Raw genomic sequence first — 18,565 nt, forward strand, 5'->3', positions numbered from 1 at the left:
GATCTTTCGTGGGGGACGGCAAGAGCCGCATCCTGCGGGCCTCGTTTCGCGCCATCCATGGCGCTCAACGCCCCCACGAACCCCTCCCGCCCGGCCCTGAGAGTTCGCTCGCGCGTCCCGCCACGTATGAAAAGAAAGAAGAGCGGTAGCGCCGAGCCATGCTCGGCGGCTCTTTGCTGGCGCGAACGGATGGTTTCCGCCGACCATGGGTCGGCGCTACCGACCTGCTCTTCTTTTTTCCTTTGCGTGGTGGGGCGCCACGAATCTCCCGCCCGGCCAACCCCGTAGAGCCTGCCGTGAGCGACCCACCACGAGGGGCTTCGCCGTTCGCTGCCAACCTCAGCCAAATCGCAGGCAACAAAAAACCCGGCCGAAGCCGGGTTTCAAGCAGCAGCCAGCACCGGAAGGTGCCGGAAGCTTCGCCGGATCAGGCGGCCTTGAGGGCCTTGATACGGGCGGTCAGGCGGCTCTTGTGGCGAGCAGCCTTGTTCTTGTGGATCAGACCACGCGCGCTGAAACGATCGAGGATCGGCTGGGCAACGGTGAATGCGGCTTCTGCGCCGGCAGCATCGTTGGCATCCAGAGCCTTGATCACTTTCTTGACAGCGGTGCGCAGCATCGAGCGCTGAGCCACGTTGCGCGCGTTGCGCACGACGGTCTGCTTGGCGCGCTTCTTGGCGGACTTGATATTGGCCACGGTGGTGGGTTCCTGAAAAATCGGTGTTATGGGGACAGCAAGCTAGCTAGTATGATGACTCGGAAAATGTACGTCAAGTCGATTGTCAAGAGGATGTTTGAGTGAGTTCACCCAAGATGCTGCGGGGCCTGCTGTCGTTCAGCAGCATGACAATGGTTTCGCGGGTGTTGGGGCTGGTGCGGGACACCGTCATCACCACGACTTTCGGTACGAACGCGGTCACCGACGCGTTCTGGGTCGCCTTCAGGGTACCTAATTTCCTGCGCCGTTTGTTCGCCGAGGGCTCCTTTGCCACCGCTTTCGTGCCGGTGTTCACCGAAGTGAAGGAGACCCGCAGCCACGAGGAACTGCGCGAGCTGATGGCCCGCGTGGCCGGCACCCTGGCTGGCGTGCTGATGGTGGTGACCGCGCTGGCGCTGATCTTCGCGCCGCAGCTGGCCAACCTGTTCGCCAGTGGCGCCGACACCGATCCGGCCAAGCAGGGCCTGCTGGTCGACCTGTTCCGGCTGACCTTCCCGTTCCTGTTCTTCGTATCGTTGACCGCGCTGGCGGGCGGGGCGCTGAACAGCTTCCAGAAATTCGCGATGCCGGCGCTGACCCCGGTCATCCTCAACCTGTGCATGATCGCCGGTGCGCTGTGGCTGGCCCCGCGGATGGACGTGCCGATCCTGGCGCTGGGCTGGTCAGTGCTGGTGGCCGGGGTGCTGCAGTTGCTGTTCCAGTTGCCTTCCCTGAAGGGCATCAACCTGCTGACCCTGCCGCGCTGGGGCTGGAGCCATCCCGGCGTGCGCAGGGTGATGACGCTGATGATCCCGACCCTGTTCGGCTCGTCAGTGGCGCAGATCAACCTGCTGCTGGATACCGTCATCGCGGCCAAGCTCACCGATGGCTCGCAGTCCTGGCTGTCGCTGGCGGACCGCTTCCTGGAGCTGCCGCTGGGCGTGTTCGGGGTGGCCCTGGGCACGGTGATCCTGCCAGCGCTGGCCCGCCACCACGTCGGCACCGACCGTGCCGGGTTCTCCAATGCGCTGGACTGGGGCCTGCGCATGACCCTGCTGATTTCCGTGCCGGCCATGCTGGGCCTGCTGCTGCTGGCCGAGCCGCTGATCGCCACGATCTTCCAGCACGGTGCATTCAGCGCTTTCGACACCCGCATGACCGCCCTGGCGGTGTATGGCTTGAGCTTCGGCCTGCCGGCCTTTGCCCTGCTGAAAGTCGTGTTGCCGGCCTTCTATGCCCGCCAGGACACCCGTACCCCGGTGCGCGCCGGCATTGCCGCGCTGGTCGCCAACATGGTGTTCAACTTCGCCCTGCTGGCCGTGCTGTACCACGTGATGGTGCCGCAGGAACTGCGCGCGCAGGGCGTGATGCAGGCGTTGGGCCAGCAGCCGGGCCTGCACCTGGCGCTGGGCATCGCCAGTGCGCTGTCCAGTTACCTGAACCTCGGGCTGCTCTGGTACTGGCTGGGCAAGACCGACGTCTATGAGCGCCGCCCCGGCTGGAGCCGTTTCCTGGTCCGCCTGCTGGTGTCCTGCGTGGTGATGGTGGCCGTGCTGCTGGGCCTGCTTTACTGGCTGCCGCCGTTCTCGCCGATGGCCGTGTGGGAGCGGATCGGGGCGCTGGCACTGCTGGTCGGGGCCGGTGCCGCCGCCTATCTGCTGGTCCAGGTGGCGCTGGGCCTGCGTCCGCGCGACCTGCGTGGGCATTGATCCCCGGCCATGGCGGCTATACTTCAGGGTTACCACGGTTGAATCGACGGCCACTGCGTGCCGCGAGCGGAGTTGATGAGCAGGTTGTTTCGAAGCGTTGAAGGCGGGCCCCTGGTTCCGCACGGAAGCGTGGTCTGCATTGGTGCCTTCGACGGCCTGCATCTGGGCCATCGGGCGCTGGTGCGCCACGCCGTCGCCCGTGCGCGTGCGCTCGGGGTGGCCGCGGTGGCCGTGGCATTCGAACCATTGCCCCGGGAGTTCTTTGCCCGGGACACGCCGCCGCCGCGGCTGACGCTGGCGCGCGGCAAGGTCGACATGCTGCGGGAGATGGGCGTGGACGCCATCGGCCTGCTGCGCTTCGATGCCGCGATGGCCGCGATGCAGGCCGAGGACTTCGTCCGCCAGTTGCTGGTCGGCCGCCTGGCCGCGCGCGAAGTGTGGATCGGGCCGCAGTTCCAGTTCGGCAACCGCCGCCGGGGCGACCTGGCCCTGCTGCAGCAGATGGGCGCGGCGCATGGTTTCGAGGCCAACGAGATCGAGGCGGTGGACCTGCGCGGCGAGCGCATTTCCAGCACCCGCATCCGCCAGTTGCTGCAGGCCGGTGACTTCGACCATGCAGGCGAACTGCTGGGCCGTCCCTACGCCATCAGCGGGCGGGTGGTGCGCGGGCGCCAGTTGGGCCGTACGCTGGGCTTCCCTACGGCCAACCTGCGCTTCCCGAAGACGCCTGCCCTGGCCGGCATCTATGCCACCTGGGTGCATGGCGTGTTCGACCAGCCATGGCCGTCGGTGTCCAGCTTCGGCACCCGGCCCACGGTGCAGGGCGTGGAGCCGTTGCTGGAGGCGCACCTTTTCGATTTCCAGGGAGACCTGTACGGTCGTCATATCGAAGTCGAATTCGTCGCCAAGCTGCGCGACGAAGAGAAATTCAACGATCTGGCGGCATTGACCGTCCAGATGCACCGCGATGCCGAACAGGCGCGCGCCATCCTTTCCGAACATAGATTGCGAGCCACTGCGTGAGCCAGGACTACAAAGCCACCCTCCACCTGCCGGCCACCGAGTTCCCGATGCGCGGCGACCTGCCCAAGCGCGAGCCGGGCATCCTGGCGCGCTGGGAAGAGCAGGGGCTCTACGCGCAGCTGCGCGCGAACGCCGCCGGCCGCCCGCTGTTCGTGCTGCACGATGGCCCGCCGTATGCCAACGGCCGCATCCACCTGGGCCATGCGGTCAACAAGATCCTCAAGGACATCATCGTCAAGTCGCGCTACCTGGCCGGCTTCGATGCGCCTTATGTTCCGGGTTGGGACTGCCACGGCCTGCCGATCGAGATCGCGGTCGAGAAGAAGTGGGGCAAGGTCGGGGTGAAGCTGGACGCGGTGGAATTCCGGCAGAAGTGCCGCGAGTTCGCCGAAGAGCAGATCGAAATCCAGCGCGCCGACTTCAAGCGCCTGGGCGTGACCGGCGATTGGGACAACCCGTACAAGACGCTCAGCTTCGAATTCGAAGCCAACGAAATCCGCGCGTTGTCGAAGATCTTCGCCAACGGCCACGTGGTGCGCGGCGCCAAGCCGGTGCACTGGTGCTTCGACTGCGGCTCGGCGCTGGCCGAAGCGGAGATCGAGTACCAGGACAAGGTATCGCCGGCCATCGACGTGGCTTACGCCGCCCGCGACAGCAAGGCGCTGGCCGCGCGCTTCGGCGTGGACCTGCCCGAGGGCGTGGAAGTGGCGGTGCCGATCTGGACCACTACCCCTTGGACCCTGCCGGCGTCGCTGGCGGTGTCGTTGGGTGCGGACATCGAGTACTCGCTGGTGGAAGGCCCGGCGCACAACGGTGCGCGTCGCTGGCTGGTGCTGGCCACTGCGCTGGCCGGTCGTTCGTTGGTGCGCTATGGCGTGGCCGACGTGGTCAGCCATGGCCACGCTTCCGGTGCGGCGCTGGAAAACCTGCTGCTGGCACATCCGTTCTATCCGCAGCGTGACATCCCCCTGCTCAACGGCGCGCATGTGTCCGACGAGGACGGTACCGGCGCGGTGCATACCGCGCCCGGCCATGGCCAGGAAGACTATGCGGTCAGCCAGCAGTACGGCCTGCTGGAGCGTTACCACGCCGGCGAGATCAATCCGGTGGACGGTGCGGGCGTGTACCTGCCGTCGACCCCGCCGGCCGGTGACACCGTGCTGGCGGGCGTGCATCTGTGGAAGGCGCAGCCGCTGATCGTGGAGGTGCTGCGCGGTTCCGGCGCGCTGCTGGCGTTCGTGGAAATCACCCACAGCTACCCGCATTGCTGGCGCCACAAGAAGCCGGTGGTGTTCCGCGCCACGCCGCAGTGGTTCATCTCGATGGACAAGGCCAACCTGCGCAGCGATGCACTGGCTGCCATCGACCAGGTGGGCTGGTTCCCGACCTGGGGCAAGGCGCGCATCCAGAGCATGGTCGACGGGCGCCCGGACTGGTGCATCAGCCGCCAGCGCACCTGGGGCGTGCCGATCGCCTTGTTCACCCATCGCATCACCGGTGAGCCGCACCCGCGCAGCGTGGAGTTGATGCAGGCCGTCGCCGACCGCGTGCAGGCCGAAGGCATCGACGTCTGGTATTCGCTGGACGCCGCCGAACTGCTGGGCGCCGAAGCCGCCGACTACGATAAGGTCACCGACATCCTCGATGTCTGGTTCGATTCCGGCGTTACCCATGAAGGCGTGCTGCTGGCCCGTGGATTCGGCAAGCCGGCCGACCTGTACCTGGAAGGTTCCGACCAGCACCGCGGCTGGTTCCAGTCCTCGCTGTTGACCGGCGTGGCCATCGACAGGCATGCCCCGTACAAGCAGTGCCTGACCCACGGTTTCACCGTGGACGAGCACGGCCGCAAGATGTCCAAGTCGCTGGGCAACGGCATCGAGCCGCAGGACATCATGAAGAACCTGGGGGCGGACATCCTGCGCCTGTGGATCGCATCGGCCGACTACAGCAACGAGATGTCGCTGTCGCAGGAAATCCTCAAGCGCAACGCCGATGCGTACCGCCGCCTGCGCAACACCGCGCGTTTCCTGCTGTCCAACCTGGATGGATTCGATCCGGCCAGGCACCTGCGCCCGTTGAACGACATGGTCGCGCTGGACCGCTGGATCGTGCACCGCGCGTTCGAGCTGCAGGAGAAGATCAAGGCAGCGTACGAACGCTACGACATGGCCGAGATCGTGCAGCTGCTGCTGAATTTCTGCAGCGTTGACCTCGGGTCGCTGTACCTGGACGTGACCAAGGACCGGTTGTACACCATGCAGGAGGACTCGCGCGGCCGGCGTTCGGCGCAGAGTGCGATGTACCACATCGCCGAGGCGTTCACCCGCTGGGTCGCCCCGATCCTGACGTTCACCTCCGATGAACTGTGGGGTTACCTGCCGGGCGAGCGCAGCGGCCACGTGCTGTTCGATACCTGGTACGACGGCCTGGCCCCGCTGCCGGCCGACGCCGAGCTGGGCGCGGACGATTTCGACCAGTTGCTGGCGCTGCGCGAGCAGGTGTCCAAGGTGCTGGAGCCGATGCGTGCCAATGGGGCGATCGGTGCTGCACTGGAAGCGGAGATCACCGTGGCGGCCAGTGCCGAACAGGCCGCCCGTTGGCAGCCGCTGGCCGAGGAGCTGCGCTTCCTGCTGATCAGCGGTGACGTGCAGGTGCGCCCGGCCACCACCGACGAAGTGTTCGTCAGTGCGCAGCCGACCAGCAAGACCAAGTGCGCGCGTTGCTGGCACTACCGTGCCGACGTGGGAAGCGTGGCCGCGCATCCGGAAATCTGCGGCCGGTGCGCCGACAACATCGACGGTGCCGGCGAAGACCGGCGGTGGTTCTGATGGCCGCCGCGCGTCCGCGTCCGAATGCGCTGGTGTGGCTGCTGCTGTCGGCGCTGGTCATCGTGCTGGACCAGTGGAGCAAGGCCTGGGTGCTGTCCAGCCTGCCCGAGTTCCAGCCGGTGCCGGTCATCGATGGGTTCTGGAACTGGTACCGCACCTACAACACCGGGGCGGCGTTCAGCTTCCTCAGTGATGCCGGTGGCTGGCAGAAGTACTTCTTCACCGTACTGGCGGTGGGCATCAGCGGGCTGATGGCGTGGTGGCTACATGGCACCGCCCGCGGCAACTGGCGCAGCGCGCTGCCGTTCGCCCTGGTGATCGGCGGGGCCATCGGCAACGTCATCGACCGCCAGGTGCACGGCCACGTGGTGGATTTCATCCAGTGGTACGTCGGTGACCACTACTGGCCGTCGTTCAACATCGCCGATGCGGCGATCGTGGTTGGCGCCGTCGGTATCGCGGTATTCGGCCTGTTCGAGGGCAAGCCGAAGAAAAAAGCGGATAATACGACCCCGTAACCCCCCCAGCCGGCTGACGCCGGGAGACGTTGATAGATGGATGTCCTGCTCGCCAATCCGCGTGGTTTCTGTGCTGGTGTCGATCGTGCGATCGAGATCGTCAAGCGCGCGATCGAAACGCTCGGCGCGCCCATCTACGTGCGCCATGAAGTGGTGCACAACCGTTTCGTGGTCGATGACCTGAAGAGCCGCGGTGCCATCTTCGTCGAGGAACTGGACGAAGTACCGGACAACAACACGGTGATTTTCAGCGCGCACGGTGTTTCGCAGGCGGTGCGTGCCGAGGCCGATCGCCGTGGGCTGAAAGTGTTCGATGCCACCTGCCCGCTGGTGACCAAGGTGCACTTCGAAGTGGCCCGCCATTGCCGCGCTGGCCGCGACGTGGTGCTGATCGGCCATGCCGGGCACCCGGAAGTGGAAGGCACCATGGGGCAGTGGAACCAGGAGGCCGGCACCGGGAAGATCTACCTGGTCGAAGACGTGGAGCAGGTCGCCACGCTGGTGCTGGAGCAACCGGAAAACTTTGCCTACACCACGCAGACCACGCTGTCGGTGGACGATACGCGCGGCATCATCGATGCATTGCGCACGCGCTTCCCTGCCATGCAGGGGCCGAAGAACGATGACATCTGTTATGCCACGCAGAACCGGCAGGATGCCGTGCGTGACCTGGCCGCGCGTTGCGACCTGGTGCTGGTGGTCGGCTCGCCGAACAGCTCCAATTCCAACCGGCTGAGCGAGCTGGCACGTCGCGAAGGCGTGGAGTCGTACCTGATCGATGGTGCGCAGGAGATCGACCCGAAGTGGGTGGTCGGCAAGCAGCACATCGGCGTCACCGCGGGCGCATCGGCACCCCAGGTGCTGGTGGACGGCGTGCTGGCGCGCCTGCGCGAACTGGGTGCTGATGGTATCGGCGAGCTGGATGGCGAGCCGGAATCGATGGTGTTCGCGCTGCCCAAGGAACTGCGGCTGCGGCTGGTCGACTGACGGCCCCTGTGACGGGCATGGCCCGTCACTACCAAGGTGGTGCAGGATGTTGCCTGTGACGGGCATGGCCCGTCACTACCGGTGTGATGTGCCATGCCGCGTGGTACGGGTAGTGACGGGCCATGCCCGTCAACCACGCAGATTCGCTTTGCTGCATCAGGCCATCGGCCCGTGCATGACCTTTGGCCATGGGGCAGGGCGCTGCATCGCGCCTAGCATCGGTGTTCTTCCCCGCTTGCTGGAACTGCCGATGAAATCCCGTGCCCTGGCGTTGTCCGTCCTTCTCTCACTGACGGCCGTGCCGGCGCTCGCGCAGACTCCACCGCCGGCACAGAGCGCTTGGCCGGGCACGCTGCGCATCAACGTCGATGCGCGTGACCTCGGCCATCGCATTTTCAAGGTCACCACCACCGTCCCCGCCAAGCCAGGCCCGCTGACCCTGCTGTATCCGCAGTGGTTGCCCGGCCATCATTCGCCCAGTGGCCCGATCGACAAGCTGGCTGGCCTGCAGGTCACTGCCAATGGCAAGCCGCTGAAGTGGCAGCGCGACCAGTACAACGTCTATGCATTCAAGGTGGAGGTGCCGGAAGGTGCCAGCGAGGTAGTGGCCCACTTTGACTATCTGTCCTCGCAGGGCGGCAGCCAGGGGCGGGTGGTGATGACCCCGGAAATGCTCAACCTGCAGTGGAACGCCAATTCGCTGTATCCGGCTGGCGTGGACACCCATGGCGTGACGGTGCAGGCCAGCGTCACCCTGCCCAGCGGCTGGTCCTATGCCACCGCGCTGGAAACCGAACGCCGTGATGGCGACACCGTGGTGTTCAAGCCGATCAGCTACGACCACCTGGTGGATTCGCCACTGTTCGCCGGCACGCACTACCAGCGCTTCGACCTGGACCCGGGTGCCCGCATGCCGGTGCACCTGAATGTATTTGCCGATGACGCAAAATCGCTCAAGGCCAGCGAAGACCAGCTGAAGGCGCATCGCGCGCTGGTGCAGCAGATGGACAAGCTGTACGGCGCGCGCCACTTCGACCATTACGAGTTCCTGCTGGCATTGACCGGGAAACTCGGCGGCATCGGCCTGGAGCATCATCGTTCCAGCGAGAACAGCGGTGACGTTGGCTACTTCACCGAATGGGACAAGACCTGGCTGGGCCGCGACCTGTTGCCGCACGAGTTCAACCATTCCTGGAATGGCAAATATCGCCGTGGCGCCGACCTGGCCACCGCCAACTTCAATACGCCGATGGGCGACAGCCTGCTGTGGGTATATGAAGGCCAGACCCAGTTCTGGGGCCAAGTGCTGGCTGCGCGGTCGGGTCTGTGGAGCCAGCAGCAGGCCCGCGACGTGCTGGCCAACGTGGCGGCAGTGTACGACCGCGGCCGTCCCGGGCTGGCGTGGCGCGCGCTGCAGGACACCACCAATGACCCGACCATCGCCCAGCGCCGCACGTTGCCTTATCGCAACTACCAGATGAGCGAGGACTACTACTCCGGCGGACAGATGCTGTGGCTGGAGGTGGAAGGCAAGCTGCGCGCGCTGACCGCTGGCAAGCGCGGGCTGGATGATTTCGCCAAGGCATTCTTCGGCATGGACGACGGCGACTGGGACGTCAATCCCTACACTTTCGAAGATGTGGCCAGCACGCTCAACGGCATTGCGCCGAGCGACTGGTCCGGATTCCTGCGCGAGCGGCTGGATGGCAATGGCCCGCTGATTGGTGGGCTGGAAATGGCCGGCTGGAAACTCGTGTACCGCGATACCCCGAACGAAGCCTTCAAGGCCCAGGAAACCCGCGCCAAGTCGGCGATGCTGGCCTATTCGATCGGCGCGACGGTGACCGATGGCGGCGTGGTTGGTGATGTCATCTGGGACAGCCCGGCCTTCAATGCCGGCCTGGCACCGGGCATGACGGTGATCGCCATCGATGGCCGCGAGTACAAGAGCGAGCGGCTGAAGGACGCCGTTGCTGGCTCCAGGGACAGCAAGGCACCGATCACCCTGCTGGTGAAGAGCTTCGACCGCATCATGCCGCTCAGTATCGATTACCACGGTGGTGCGCAGTACCCGGTGCTGGAGCGCATTGCCGGCACGCCGGACCGGTTGTCGGCATTGTGGAAGGCCCGCTGATACAACGATTCCAGCGGTTCCGCGGTGGCTGGGCCGGAGCATTCCCGCCTGGCCACCGTGCGTTGCCTGTCAGCGCTTCCGCACGCCAGTAGCGTTGCCCTGCGCATCGAAGCCGATGCTTACCGTTTCACGGTCGCCGGCCACATCATCGGGCAGCCAGCGCAGTCGTCCGCCCTTGGAAACGATCAGGTAGACATGGTCCACCTGCTTTGGCTCGCGCATCAGCGCGTCGCGCTGTTCCTGCAGGGCCACGGCCACGCGCTGCACCGCTTCGAAGTCGATCCTGTCCAGCGGCGCACTGTTGGCCTGCACGGTGATCAGCGGTGACATCCGCTGCGGATTCACCGGTTCGCCCTTCTGCCATGCATCGTCCTTGAAATGGTATTCGTCGACGTAGGTCGGCTGTCCGGGATCCACCAACTGGATGTTGATGCGCCCGTCGTCGTAGAAGTGGATGCTGTGGAAGACGCGGAGATCACCTGCTTCCAGGCCGGGCAGGGCCTGCAGGGCAGCCTTGGCGGCCAGCAGGCGTTCGCGGTCGAACAGCAGGTTGCCGCGTGGCTCCGGCGGTAGCGTAGGTGTCGGTGCTGACGGCGGTTGCGTCGCCGCCGCTTCATCGTCGCTTGGGCGCGGGTGCTGCGCGATGGGCGTCTGCAACCGCCCAGGCCGGGCAGGCGCATCCGTCGCGGTGGCCATGCGTGGCCCTGCCTCCAGCGTCTGCACGATGGTCTGCCAGGCGCCGCCAGCGAAGGCCAGGCCGGCCAGCACCAGCAGCACGATGGTGAAAAGCTGTGGAGTCGAGGGAGTCTTCATGGGCTCACCATCTGCACCTGGGCCGGGTCTTCCGGGTCGTACAGGATGTCCAGTTGATGCCGTGGAATGTTCGCCAGGTCGATCAGTGACCAGAACCGACGCAGGCTGGCCTGGCGCGCCACGCCATTGGCATCGTCGAATGCCAGCTTGAACTCGACCTGCGGTTGCTCGTTGAGGTAGGTACCGGTCTGGCGGACATCCAGCACGCTGGCCGTGGTGCGAACACCGCGAAACTTGAGTGATTCGCCCTTGGCATCGCCCTGCATCAGTCGCAGCAGCACGCGCAGGGTGACCAGGTAGCTGCACAGCACCAACGGGCAGATCAGCAGGGGATGGCCGAAGGACAGGAAGGTCCAGCCCATGCCTTCATTCTGCACCCGCCACGCGGCGATGTAGGCGGCGGCCACTACTGCCGTCGCACAGGCACCCAGCAAACCGCGCAGCCAGAGCGCGCGCCGGTCGGTTTCCGGCCTTGTTCCTTCCAGCACCAGGTTCGGCACGACGCCTGGGGCGCGACTGAGCCGGACCGTCAACGTCCTGCCGATGTCGAAGCGACGCTGCTCCGGCTTGGTATCCACCACCACCAGCTCGTCGGTGATCGGGCTGCCGGACAGGTTGTCGAAGACAAGCCGCAGCTTCCATTGCGCGAAGCCACGAACCTGCGCGCCGGTTTGCCCGGCGTGCTCCACCCGCGCGCTGCGCGTCACGCCGCCAACCAGGATGCCGCGCACGCGCTGCAGCGCACGTACCGGGCCCAGCAGCAGCTTGTCCAGGAACTGGTACAGCAGCACCAGCCACAGGGCGAGCGAGATCGCCAGCAGGGTCAGCGCCCACCAGGGTTCGGCACGCTGTGACAGGGGCATCGGCCAGGAGGTGCTGAAGTAGATGACGCAGGGGAAGGGCAGCGCGAAGAACAGCATGAACGCGCCCCAGAACCAGAGAATTTTCTTCACGTTCGCGGTGAGGATCCGTTCGGGCGGGGCAGGGTACTACAGCCGGCAGCAGCACCCTGTCGCGTTCACCGGCCGGATTGACCGGCCCCCGGCGAGCCTCTAGAATTGCCTGCTCAGCCGGAATAGCTCAGTTGGTAGAGCGGCGCATTCGTAATGCGTAGGTCGTAGGTTCGATTCCTATTTCCGGCACCAGTTGTACGAAAAGCCCCGGCCCTGGTCGGGGCTTTTTGTTTGGACGAATGTTGGAACTCGTTGATGCGAAAGGGATTCGCTGCAAGCCGATCATTGGTCGACGCTCATGTTCTCTATTGCGGATGGTTCGCTTCCGAGCGAATGGGGCGCGTTGGTCCTGATCACTTGGCTTCTCAGCTACTTACGTAAAGCACGCATTCGTAGGGATGGCTTGCTGCTTGAAAGATTCCCATCGATGTCGATAATCGAAAGACACGAGATGTAGGCAGGAACAGCTATGAACAAAGAGATGCATCTTGAGCAGGCGGAGCAGGAATACGCGGAGAGCGTGCAAGAGGCAATTGAGGAGGTTGCAGCGACGTGGGTAGCCAAGGGCATGGGGCGAGAGGAGGCTCTGTCTCGTGCCCACGACGCAGTAAATGGCGCACTCGAGGCAGATCACGACCCCACCGGTGTCCAGCAGCTTCTCCCCGAAAATCAAATCCCAGCGCTGCCCGCCGATACAGCACTGCGGCGTCAAGTGGCTGCTATTGCCCGGGATTTAAAACGGGGGTGATTTTTCTGAGGTCGTGTTGATAAGTCCCTTTGGAGACCGACTGTCTTTAGAACGGTTCGTTGGAGAACCTCTACGGCGCCCCTGAATCTATCCCTCGTGCCGGTGGAAGTTGAGGGATCGGCAACGGGCTAGGCTGAGCTTGCTGGGGCTGGCTTGGAGTGGCTAGGGCTCGCGGGATACGGCCAGTTGATATCTGGTTGGTGTTGGACTGGGCTGCAAGGCGGATTGCAATGAGATCGGAGAGGTCTAGTGCCGGCGTAGGCTGAATCAGCTGAACTTTTCTCTCGTCACTGGCAAGCTGCGGGCGGATCCATTTGAGCATGTCTTTACCCCTCAAGTGGCTCGACGGGAGGGGTACTTGATTTCCCATAAGTTGGGTCGTGCTGGGTGCCTGATCGCTCCTGCCTCTGTACAGTAAGTGCTTGATCTCGTCGCGTTTGCGGACATAGCTAACCACAGCATCATTGTGGTTCAGTTGCGCGACCTGCGAGAGCCAACCCTCAGTCGCCTCACGGCTGACTCCGAGGAGCAAGGCCACATGCGTAGGGCCGGTGAAATACGACTCGACATCACTGCCCATCGTGATAAACGGAATTGCATCAGCTCCCCGTATTTTATCCGCAACCGTTTCAGCCTCCTCGGCTGTCATGAAATCTCGGTCTCTATGAATGATCACATTGGTCGCGGGCCAGAGCTCTCTAAGATACGTCGCGAGCGCCAGCGCTGCTTCGAGCTTAGAGCTAGTTCCATAGCTACGAAACTCACTACGATTGGCAGGGAAGCCCGCATGCTGGAATAAAATTTGAAGCATGCTCATGTCAGAATCTTCGGAAAGAACGAACCAATCGGTTCTACCTCCTTTGATTCGGTCAAGGCTATCAAACGCGCCTATATCCATGAGCAGAGGGACAAGCGGCATGTACGTTCCTTGCTCAGCTATGGTTCCTTCCCGGAGCCAGATGAACTGAGCCTCATCGTTCAAAGCCTCGACTAGGTTTCTGGAGTGCGTTGAACAAATGATCTGTGTATCGGTGTGTTTTGACGCGTGTATGAGGGCTCGAGCCAGTGCTACTTGATTGTTGGGATGAAGATGGGCGTCTGGCTCGTCTAGCAGTAGAACTGTCGGCTCAAAAAGAGTGATGTATGAAAAGATCTGCAAGGCTTGGAGGAGGCCCGTGCCCGCGAGCTCGAGCGGAACAAACTGTGTGCCATCCGTAACCTTTACCTCGATCCCAACATCAACTTGTTGATTGAAGTCAATCTGGATCAGGAACGCAGGAAAAACCTGTTTTACTTGCTCGAGTAGCGTCGGTAGCCTTCCCTTCTGCTTTATAAGAAGTAAGACGTTTCTAAGATAGAGGTTGGCGTCTCCGCCTGCTACGCCTCGGCGGACGACGCCTTCGGATCGAAATTCTTCCACGCGCGATATGCCGGCAAGGCCGGGGACATAGACGCTAAAGGGGCGGCTGGGATCGCTGACGAGTTGGCCCAGTCGAACATCTCCCGTCCTTCTGCAACCGACGTTTCCTTTGTTCCTGGCTCGATAGATGCTTATCCTATGTTCTACAACAGTTTGTGATGGCGTTTTTGCTAGGAAAGTGAGCGACCCCCAGTGCGTTTGGTTAGTGTAGGGAGTGGCATGGCGAAGTTCTGTGAAATCATTGGAAGGGCAGTATAGAAGCGCGTCTTGAGAGAATGTCTCTTTTTCCGTAACTCTGCGCGCTGTTGCAACGCTGACGCCGAAATGAATTGCCTGAAGCAGGCTGCTCTTTCCGGAACTGTTGCCGCCCACAACGAGATTGAGTCCTCGGAGTATTACGTCTGCAAGTCTCAAACGTCGGAAAAACTGCACCTTGACGCCGGTTAGTTCGTAGTCCCTGCTCATGGATCTCCCTCCCGCCAATGTGTGGGAGATGTTACCTGAGGAAACGGCGTTCTCTCTACGATGTAAGCGGTTCCGTCTCCTCATCCGACTGAGGTAGCCTGGGCGCACAAGAGATCTCTCCCGTTCTGCAATGCGGACAATCCGCATCCAAACACCGCCTCGCATCCTGTCCTAAGTTGGCCCTATCGCCACTTATGGACAGGTTGCCTGATGTCATCCCCCCTCACCAAGCGCATCGTTCTCACAGCTGAGCCCCGAGAGCGCCCCTACGAGCTCAGGGACGCTCAGGTTCGCGGACTGATCCTGCGTGTGCAGCCTTCAGGGCATAAGGCTTGGATGTAATGACCCACTGATTTCCTGCTCAGGTGTTACTTTCCCCGAAGGAGACACCGATGAGCGAAATGATGGAAGAAGAGATCAAGCGCTGGACCGCCCGGCGCGAGTCGGCGCTGGGCCTTGAGATCATCCAAGGCAAGACGACGGTGGCCGCTGCCGGTCGCCAGTTCGACCTGACCCCGGCTGAGATCGAAAGCTGGGTCGAGGACGGCAAGCGTGGCATGGAGAATGCCTTGCGGGCCAAACCGGAGGACGTATAGCACTGTGGCTGCGTTGCTTGGCATGAACAAGAACACCGTGCAGCGGATCTTCCAGTTGAAGGGCTGGCAGGAAGGATAAATCCGCCTGGAGGTGCACGCTAGCACCTCCAAAACAGCAGAACATTATCAATCTGGGGTGTCAGTCGTTAGCAGATCGAGCTTGGCCCGAGAGCTCCGGGCTCAAAGCTGATTGTTCAGAGCATCCTCAAATAAAACAGGCGCCCCGAGGTGCGCCTGTTCGCGTTAAGGCGGTTGCCAGGAAACTAGCCGAAACACCTTACTCCTGAGGCCTGGGATCCGGCACTTGGTCGCCTGCGAATCCCTTATACAGTTGGGATGCCCGTGAATCAGCTGCGGCGAGCTCCGCCGAAGTGAGCCCCATCCTCGCCAATTCAGTTGCCGCCTTGTGGTCGCCTAAAATGTAGGCTACCCGGAGATATGCGGCGCTGTCTATGAGGTTTGGGCTCTTTGCTTCGCGATACGACTCCGATATGGCATAGAACGCGTAGATGTTTCCGGAAAGTGCCTGATCCCGGAGAATAACCTGTCCGTCCAAAAAGTTCCTCTCCAAAGAAATGCGCTTACCCAGCACTGCAGCAGCAGCCGTATTGCCAGCGGAGGTTTCCTGTTTCAACACATCAAGGGACTGCGTGCGCATAATTTCAAGTTCTGCAGCGGTCGGATATCGATGTCGAATCAGCCATTCAGCCTCTTCCGTGGTTTTTGCCTCTAAAGGACCAGGCCGCTGGCATTCACCCACACAAAGTCGAGAGGCAAGAGCGGTCGGGCTTGCCGAAAGATAATGCTTAGGCGTCAAGTGAGATTGAGAGCTTGACGATGGTGCCTGAGCTTTCCCAGCCGCGGACGCACCCATCTGCTGACGACCCGTTGATTGACCACTATCCGTTTCTGCAGGCTCGTTCGAGCACCCGGCCAGCGTAGCTGCGAACACCAACGCAAAGACAATCCAATTGAAACGCATCACGGCACCCCGCACATGTTTGTCTGAACTCGACCGCATGGCTTGGCGGATACCCATCTCACCGGGCAGCGCAAAGATACTCTTTGCAATGGTCGCTGTTGCCGGCAAATGCGCAGAAGGGAGGACTTCCTAATCGTAACCGCAGGAGAATCCGTACAGAAAGACACGTCCCCTGACGTCATGTTCAAACGATGCGCGAGAAGTTCAAGGTAAGGCATCGCCTGAAGCACCAAAGCTTCCGCGGCCCTGAACTGATAACAAGCCAAGTCTGGCGGCACCTCTACCCTGACTTCGTGAGCGCCCCAAACATCGTCTTCGGAGCATTCCAGGCGAGCAGGCGGAGGGCAAAAATAGTGAGTCCCTGAATGCATTCCCATCGACACAATCCTTGTCATGTTACGAGGAAACATATCGCTGAAGCTATCACGCTCGTCGCCATACGTCTGCTTAACCTCCCATTTTTGCGATACGTATCACCCTTGATGATCACGCTGTGCTGCATTGCCGCGCAATGCCCGGCAGACTACATCCTGATACAGCTGCCCACCGATCTCATCGGCAACCGTTTCGTAGATGCATTCTAGGTGGAAAAATTGAAGGATCTCCGGATGGCCGCTTCGTTCAGGCGAAAGGGCCTGATGGTCAGCCTACTGGGGTGCGTATAGATGGAGGACATAAACCATCAACCCATCCCGATCCGCGTGCGCAGCAGCCGCATGCCCATGTGTTAGGAGTAAACAATGCCGGTGGGACCCCTTGGCTTCCAATAAAAATGGCAGAGGAACTGCGTGGAACATGGATAATGATGTAGGGCTCATCAAGATGACGAGGCTTGTTAGAGAATTTGCGCACGGCACTGTCAACGCCCAGAGCTTCATTGACGAGTACGCCAACTTTTACTACTGCTAGGCGTTGGATGGGCACGAGGCTTCAAGTACGGTACCTGCTGGAGATATGGTGCGACTAGGTCTGGCTTTTGAGTTGCATCGCCGCATTCAGGAGGAAGTTGTGAACAGAATTTCGCTTGATTCGGAGTTTTCAACCGAAACATTTTGAAGATGGCAGGGCGACTGACGGCCTCTGAAGCCCGAGAGCGCGCGCTTCGGATCTGTACAGACGTCGGAATTGATGCTGTCTTGTCGGCGGTAGGGTCTGCTTGAGTAGATGGTTCTGAGATATCTAAAGGATGCCAAGTAGATCGTACTGGTCGGAAAGCTACTCAATGCCCAAATGGGTGGCCTCGTAATGCGTAGTGTAATGACCCACTAATAATCTGCTCACATGTGTTCTTTCTCCAAAGAAGACGCCGATGAGCACAGTGATGGAGAAAGAGATCAAGCGCTGGACCGCCCGACGCCTCGGCGACGGGCGGCTGCATCCAATTACCCGGCGCCAGATAGACCGTCATCCACTGCGTCGAACAGCTCCCGGCCAGCCATCAGCAATCCTTCCACCAGATGCACGCCCAGCACTGGCTCGTTGGTGTCCTCTTCCCGGCAATGATGCGCGGCCTCCAGTATCTGCATGATCGCGCTCAGGCCGGCGAACTTGCGGCTGATCGAGGCGGCCTGGTCCTGCCCGTTGGCAGGTGCCCATGTCGCTTCAGAACGAGGGTGGCCTTGGGCGCGATGCCGGTCGCCGAAGAGGTTCACCACGCGGTCGGTGGTGGTTTCCTTGTCATCCTGATCGGCCAGGAGGCGATCAAGCTTCCTGACAAAGTGGGGCGAGAGGTCGTGAATGGCGTCGCCTATCAGGGCCTGCAGGCGCTCACTGGCGGGGGAGGAATCGGTCATCGGTAGCCTCGCGTCACAAGGAGGCCACCTGCGCCGTAGCGCAGGGTGGCGGACGGTGCGGGTTGGCGTACCGGACAACTTCTATGCGAAAAACCGGCGGATCGGGAGATCGATCCCCGCACACCGCCCGCCATGTAACCGGCAAGGCAGTGCATTCTCCGCCGTGCCCTAGGGGCAACAACAGAGCTAACCGCATAGAAATATGATCGGGACGCCAATCCCGGCTGACGCCAATCGCGCCAGCCCGACCATCCTGCGCAGGATTCTTGCCCGTGTACATGAGGAAATATGCAGATCTGTTGCGTTGTGTGAGCAGGAAAACGTGAAGCGAATGACCATTCGATGCCGTCATCCTGCGTAGATCGCCATCGACGCTTCAGACTGAGCCGCCAGGCGCTGCAAGTGTCGGTGCAGAGGGGCCCAGGCCTGCGCTTCGCAGCAGTATTATCCCGAAACGACCGAAGGCCCCTTCAACTCGATCGCATTGCCATCAGGGTCCCTGAAATACAGCGATGGCCCGTCTCCCTCGGCGCCGAAATTGACCTCGGCTGGTCCGCGCGACGAGATGCCATGCCGTGCCAGGTGGGCGACCAGTGCTGGCTCATCAAAGGGCTCTATGCGCAGGCACAGATGGTCCACGTTGCGTCCGTCCTCGCCTGGCCCCCGGCCGCCCTGGCTGCCCAATGTTCCATCAAGGCTGATCAAGTCGATCATCGACACGCCCGCCCGCAGGTGGACCAGCCCCAGGTGATCGCGTCGCCGCACCACCTCGCACCCGAGTACCTCGCGGTAGAAGTCCACGCTTCGTTGCAGGTCGCGTACGCGGAACACCAGGTGGTCGATGCGTTCAACAACGAATGGCCTATCCATCAAGGTTTCCTCCAGGGGATCAGGAATGC

The 18,565-nt window shown here is 62.2% G+C and carries 14 protein-coding genes, 1 tRNA gene and 1 pseudogene; 9 read left to right on the forward strand and 7 right to left on the reverse strand.

The window, feature by feature from the left end; all coding sequences use genetic code 11:
* Window positions 1-427: 427 nt before the first annotated feature.
* Window positions 428-697, reverse strand: coding sequence for a 30S ribosomal protein S20 (gene rpsT, locus H4O11_RS00005; protein WP_166924970.1), 270 nt, complete (start codon window positions 695-697; stop codon window positions 428-430).
* A 116-nt stretch (window positions 698-813) separates the two neighbouring features.
* Between rpsT and murJ the strand changes: the two genes are divergently transcribed.
* The 6 genes from murJ to H4O11_RS00035 all read left to right on the forward strand — a co-directional run bounded on the left by murJ (window position 814) and on the right by H4O11_RS00035 (window position 9,896).
* Window positions 814-2,406 carry a murein biosynthesis integral membrane protein MurJ gene (gene murJ / locus H4O11_RS00010; protein ID WP_182338360.1) on the forward strand — a complete coding sequence of 531 codons (1,593 nt, stop codon included), beginning with the start codon at window positions 814-816 and terminating at the stop codon, window positions 2,404-2,406.
* Window positions 2,407-2,481: 75 nt separating this feature from the next.
* Window positions 2,482-3,429 carry a bifunctional riboflavin kinase/FAD synthetase gene (locus tag H4O11_RS00015; RefSeq protein ID WP_182337381.1) on the forward strand — a complete coding sequence of 316 codons (948 nt, stop codon included), beginning with the start codon at window positions 2,482-2,484 and terminating at the stop codon, window positions 3,427-3,429.
* A complete protein-coding gene (gene ileS, locus H4O11_RS00020; protein WP_182337382.1) occupies window positions 3,426-6,257 on the forward strand; it encodes an isoleucine--tRNA ligase in 2,832 nt (943 codons plus the stop codon). Before H4O11_RS00015 ends, ileS begins: the two co-directional genes overlap by 4 nt.
* Window positions 6,257-6,775 (forward strand): signal peptidase II, encoded by a 519-nt coding sequence (gene lspA / locus H4O11_RS00025; protein ID WP_182337383.1) that lies wholly within the window; start codon window positions 6,257-6,259, stop codon window positions 6,773-6,775. The genes ileS and lspA overlap by 1 nt, the downstream gene beginning before the upstream one ends.
* A 36-nt stretch (window positions 6,776-6,811) precedes the next feature.
* Window positions 6,812-7,762, forward strand: a complete 951-nt coding sequence (gene ispH / locus H4O11_RS00030) for a 4-hydroxy-3-methylbut-2-enyl diphosphate reductase (protein ID WP_182337384.1) — start codon at window positions 6,812-6,814, stop codon at window positions 7,760-7,762.
* A gap of 250 nt (window positions 7,763-8,012) precedes the next feature.
* Entirely contained in the window at window positions 8,013-9,896 is a 1,884-nt protein-coding gene (locus H4O11_RS00035) for a M61 family metallopeptidase (protein ID WP_182337385.1), read from the forward strand.
* A 69-nt stretch (window positions 9,897-9,965) separates the two neighbouring features.
* On the opposite strand, the gene H4O11_RS00040 is transcribed toward H4O11_RS00035, so the two are convergent.
* Together H4O11_RS00040 and H4O11_RS00045 are read right to left on the reverse strand one after the other, a co-directional pair.
* Window positions 9,966-10,709: a hypothetical protein gene (locus H4O11_RS00040; RefSeq protein WP_182337386.1), complete on the reverse strand. Its 744-nt coding sequence runs from the start codon at window positions 10,707-10,709 to the stop codon at window positions 9,966-9,968.
* Window positions 10,706-11,662, reverse strand: a complete 957-nt coding sequence (locus H4O11_RS00045; protein ID WP_182337387.1) for a hypothetical protein — start codon at window positions 11,660-11,662, stop codon at window positions 10,706-10,708. The genes H4O11_RS00040 and H4O11_RS00045 overlap by 4 nt, the downstream gene beginning before the upstream one ends.
* Before the next feature lie 116 nt (window positions 11,663-11,778).
* Here H4O11_RS00045 and H4O11_RS00050 point away from each other — a divergent pair.
* Both H4O11_RS00050 and H4O11_RS00055 read left to right on the forward strand, forming a co-directional pair.
* Window positions 11,779-11,854 (forward strand) — tRNA-Thr (locus H4O11_RS00050).
* A gap of 277 nt (window positions 11,855-12,131) precedes the next feature.
* Entirely contained in the window at window positions 12,132-12,410 is a 279-nt protein-coding gene (locus H4O11_RS00055; protein ID WP_182337388.1) for a hypothetical protein, read from the forward strand.
* A gap of 70 nt (window positions 12,411-12,480) precedes the next feature.
* Here H4O11_RS00055 and H4O11_RS00060 read toward each other — a convergent pair whose 3' ends face one another.
* Window positions 12,481-14,295, reverse strand: coding sequence for an AAA family ATPase (locus H4O11_RS00060; RefSeq protein WP_182337389.1), 1,815 nt, complete (start codon window positions 14,293-14,295; stop codon window positions 12,481-12,483).
* A gap of 392 nt (window positions 14,296-14,687) precedes the next feature.
* Here H4O11_RS00060 and H4O11_RS00065 point away from each other — a divergent pair.
* Window positions 14,688-14,888, forward strand: a pseudogene (locus tag H4O11_RS00065) (DUF1153 domain-containing protein); the annotation flags it as partial.
* A 280-nt stretch (window positions 14,889-15,168) separates the two neighbouring features.
* On the opposite strand, the gene H4O11_RS00070 reads toward H4O11_RS00065, so the two are convergent.
* The 3 genes from H4O11_RS00070 to H4O11_RS00080 form a co-directional block, all read right to left on the reverse strand.
* Window positions 15,169-15,876, reverse strand: coding sequence for a hypothetical protein (locus H4O11_RS00070; RefSeq protein WP_182337390.1), 708 nt, complete (start codon window positions 15,874-15,876; stop codon window positions 15,169-15,171).
* 1,379 nt (window positions 15,877-17,255) lie between these two features.
* Window positions 17,256-17,666: a hypothetical protein gene (locus H4O11_RS00075; protein WP_182337391.1), complete on the reverse strand. Its 411-nt coding sequence runs from the start codon at window positions 17,664-17,666 to the stop codon at window positions 17,256-17,258.
* Between the two features lie 444 nt (window positions 17,667-18,110).
* On the reverse strand, window positions 18,111-18,536 hold the full coding sequence (locus tag H4O11_RS00080; RefSeq protein WP_182337392.1) for a VOC family protein: 426 nt from the start codon (window positions 18,534-18,536) through the stop codon (window positions 18,111-18,113).
* Window positions 18,537-18,565: the final 29 nt, after the last annotated feature.

It is taken from the genome of Stenotrophomonas tumulicola (assembly GCF_014117215.1).
In the GTDB taxonomy this organism is placed as follows: domain Bacteria; phylum Pseudomonadota; class Gammaproteobacteria; order Xanthomonadales; family Xanthomonadaceae; genus Stenotrophomonas; species Stenotrophomonas tumulicola.

Bases quoted from the DNA above. Each gene is read 5' to 3' on its own strand.
- H4O11_RS00060 (WP_182337389.1), bottom strand. From the start codon at position 14,295: ATGAGCAGGGACTACGAACTAACCGGCGTCAAGGTGCAGTTTTTCCGA.
- H4O11_RS00075 (WP_182337391.1), bottom strand. From the start codon at position 17,666: ATGACCGATTCCTCCCCCGCCAGTGAGCGCCTGCAGGCCCTGATAGGC.
- H4O11_RS00080 (WP_182337392.1), bottom strand. From the start codon at position 18,536: ATGGATAGGCCATTCGTTGTTGAACGCATCGACCACCTGGTGTTCCGC.
- H4O11_RS00035 (WP_182337385.1), top strand. From the start codon at position 8,013: ATGAAATCCCGTGCCCTGGCGTTGTCCGTCCTTCTCTCACTGACGGCC.
- H4O11_RS00040 (WP_182337386.1), bottom strand. From the start codon at position 10,709: ATGAAGACTCCCTCGACTCCACAGCTTTTCACCATCGTGCTGCTGGTG.
- murJ (WP_182338360.1), top strand. From the start codon at position 814: ATGCTGCGGGGCCTGCTGTCGTTCAGCAGCATGACAATGGTTTCGCGG.
- lspA (WP_182337383.1), top strand. From the start codon at position 6,257: ATGGCCGCCGCGCGTCCGCGTCCGAATGCGCTGGTGTGGCTGCTGCTG.
- H4O11_RS00055 (WP_182337388.1), top strand. From the start codon at position 12,132: ATGAACAAAGAGATGCATCTTGAGCAGGCGGAGCAGGAATACGCGGAG.
- H4O11_RS00015 (WP_182337381.1), top strand. From the start codon at position 2,482: ATGAGCAGGTTGTTTCGAAGCGTTGAAGGCGGGCCCCTGGTTCCGCAC.
- ispH (WP_182337384.1), top strand. From the start codon at position 6,812: ATGGATGTCCTGCTCGCCAATCCGCGTGGTTTCTGTGCTGGTGTCGAT.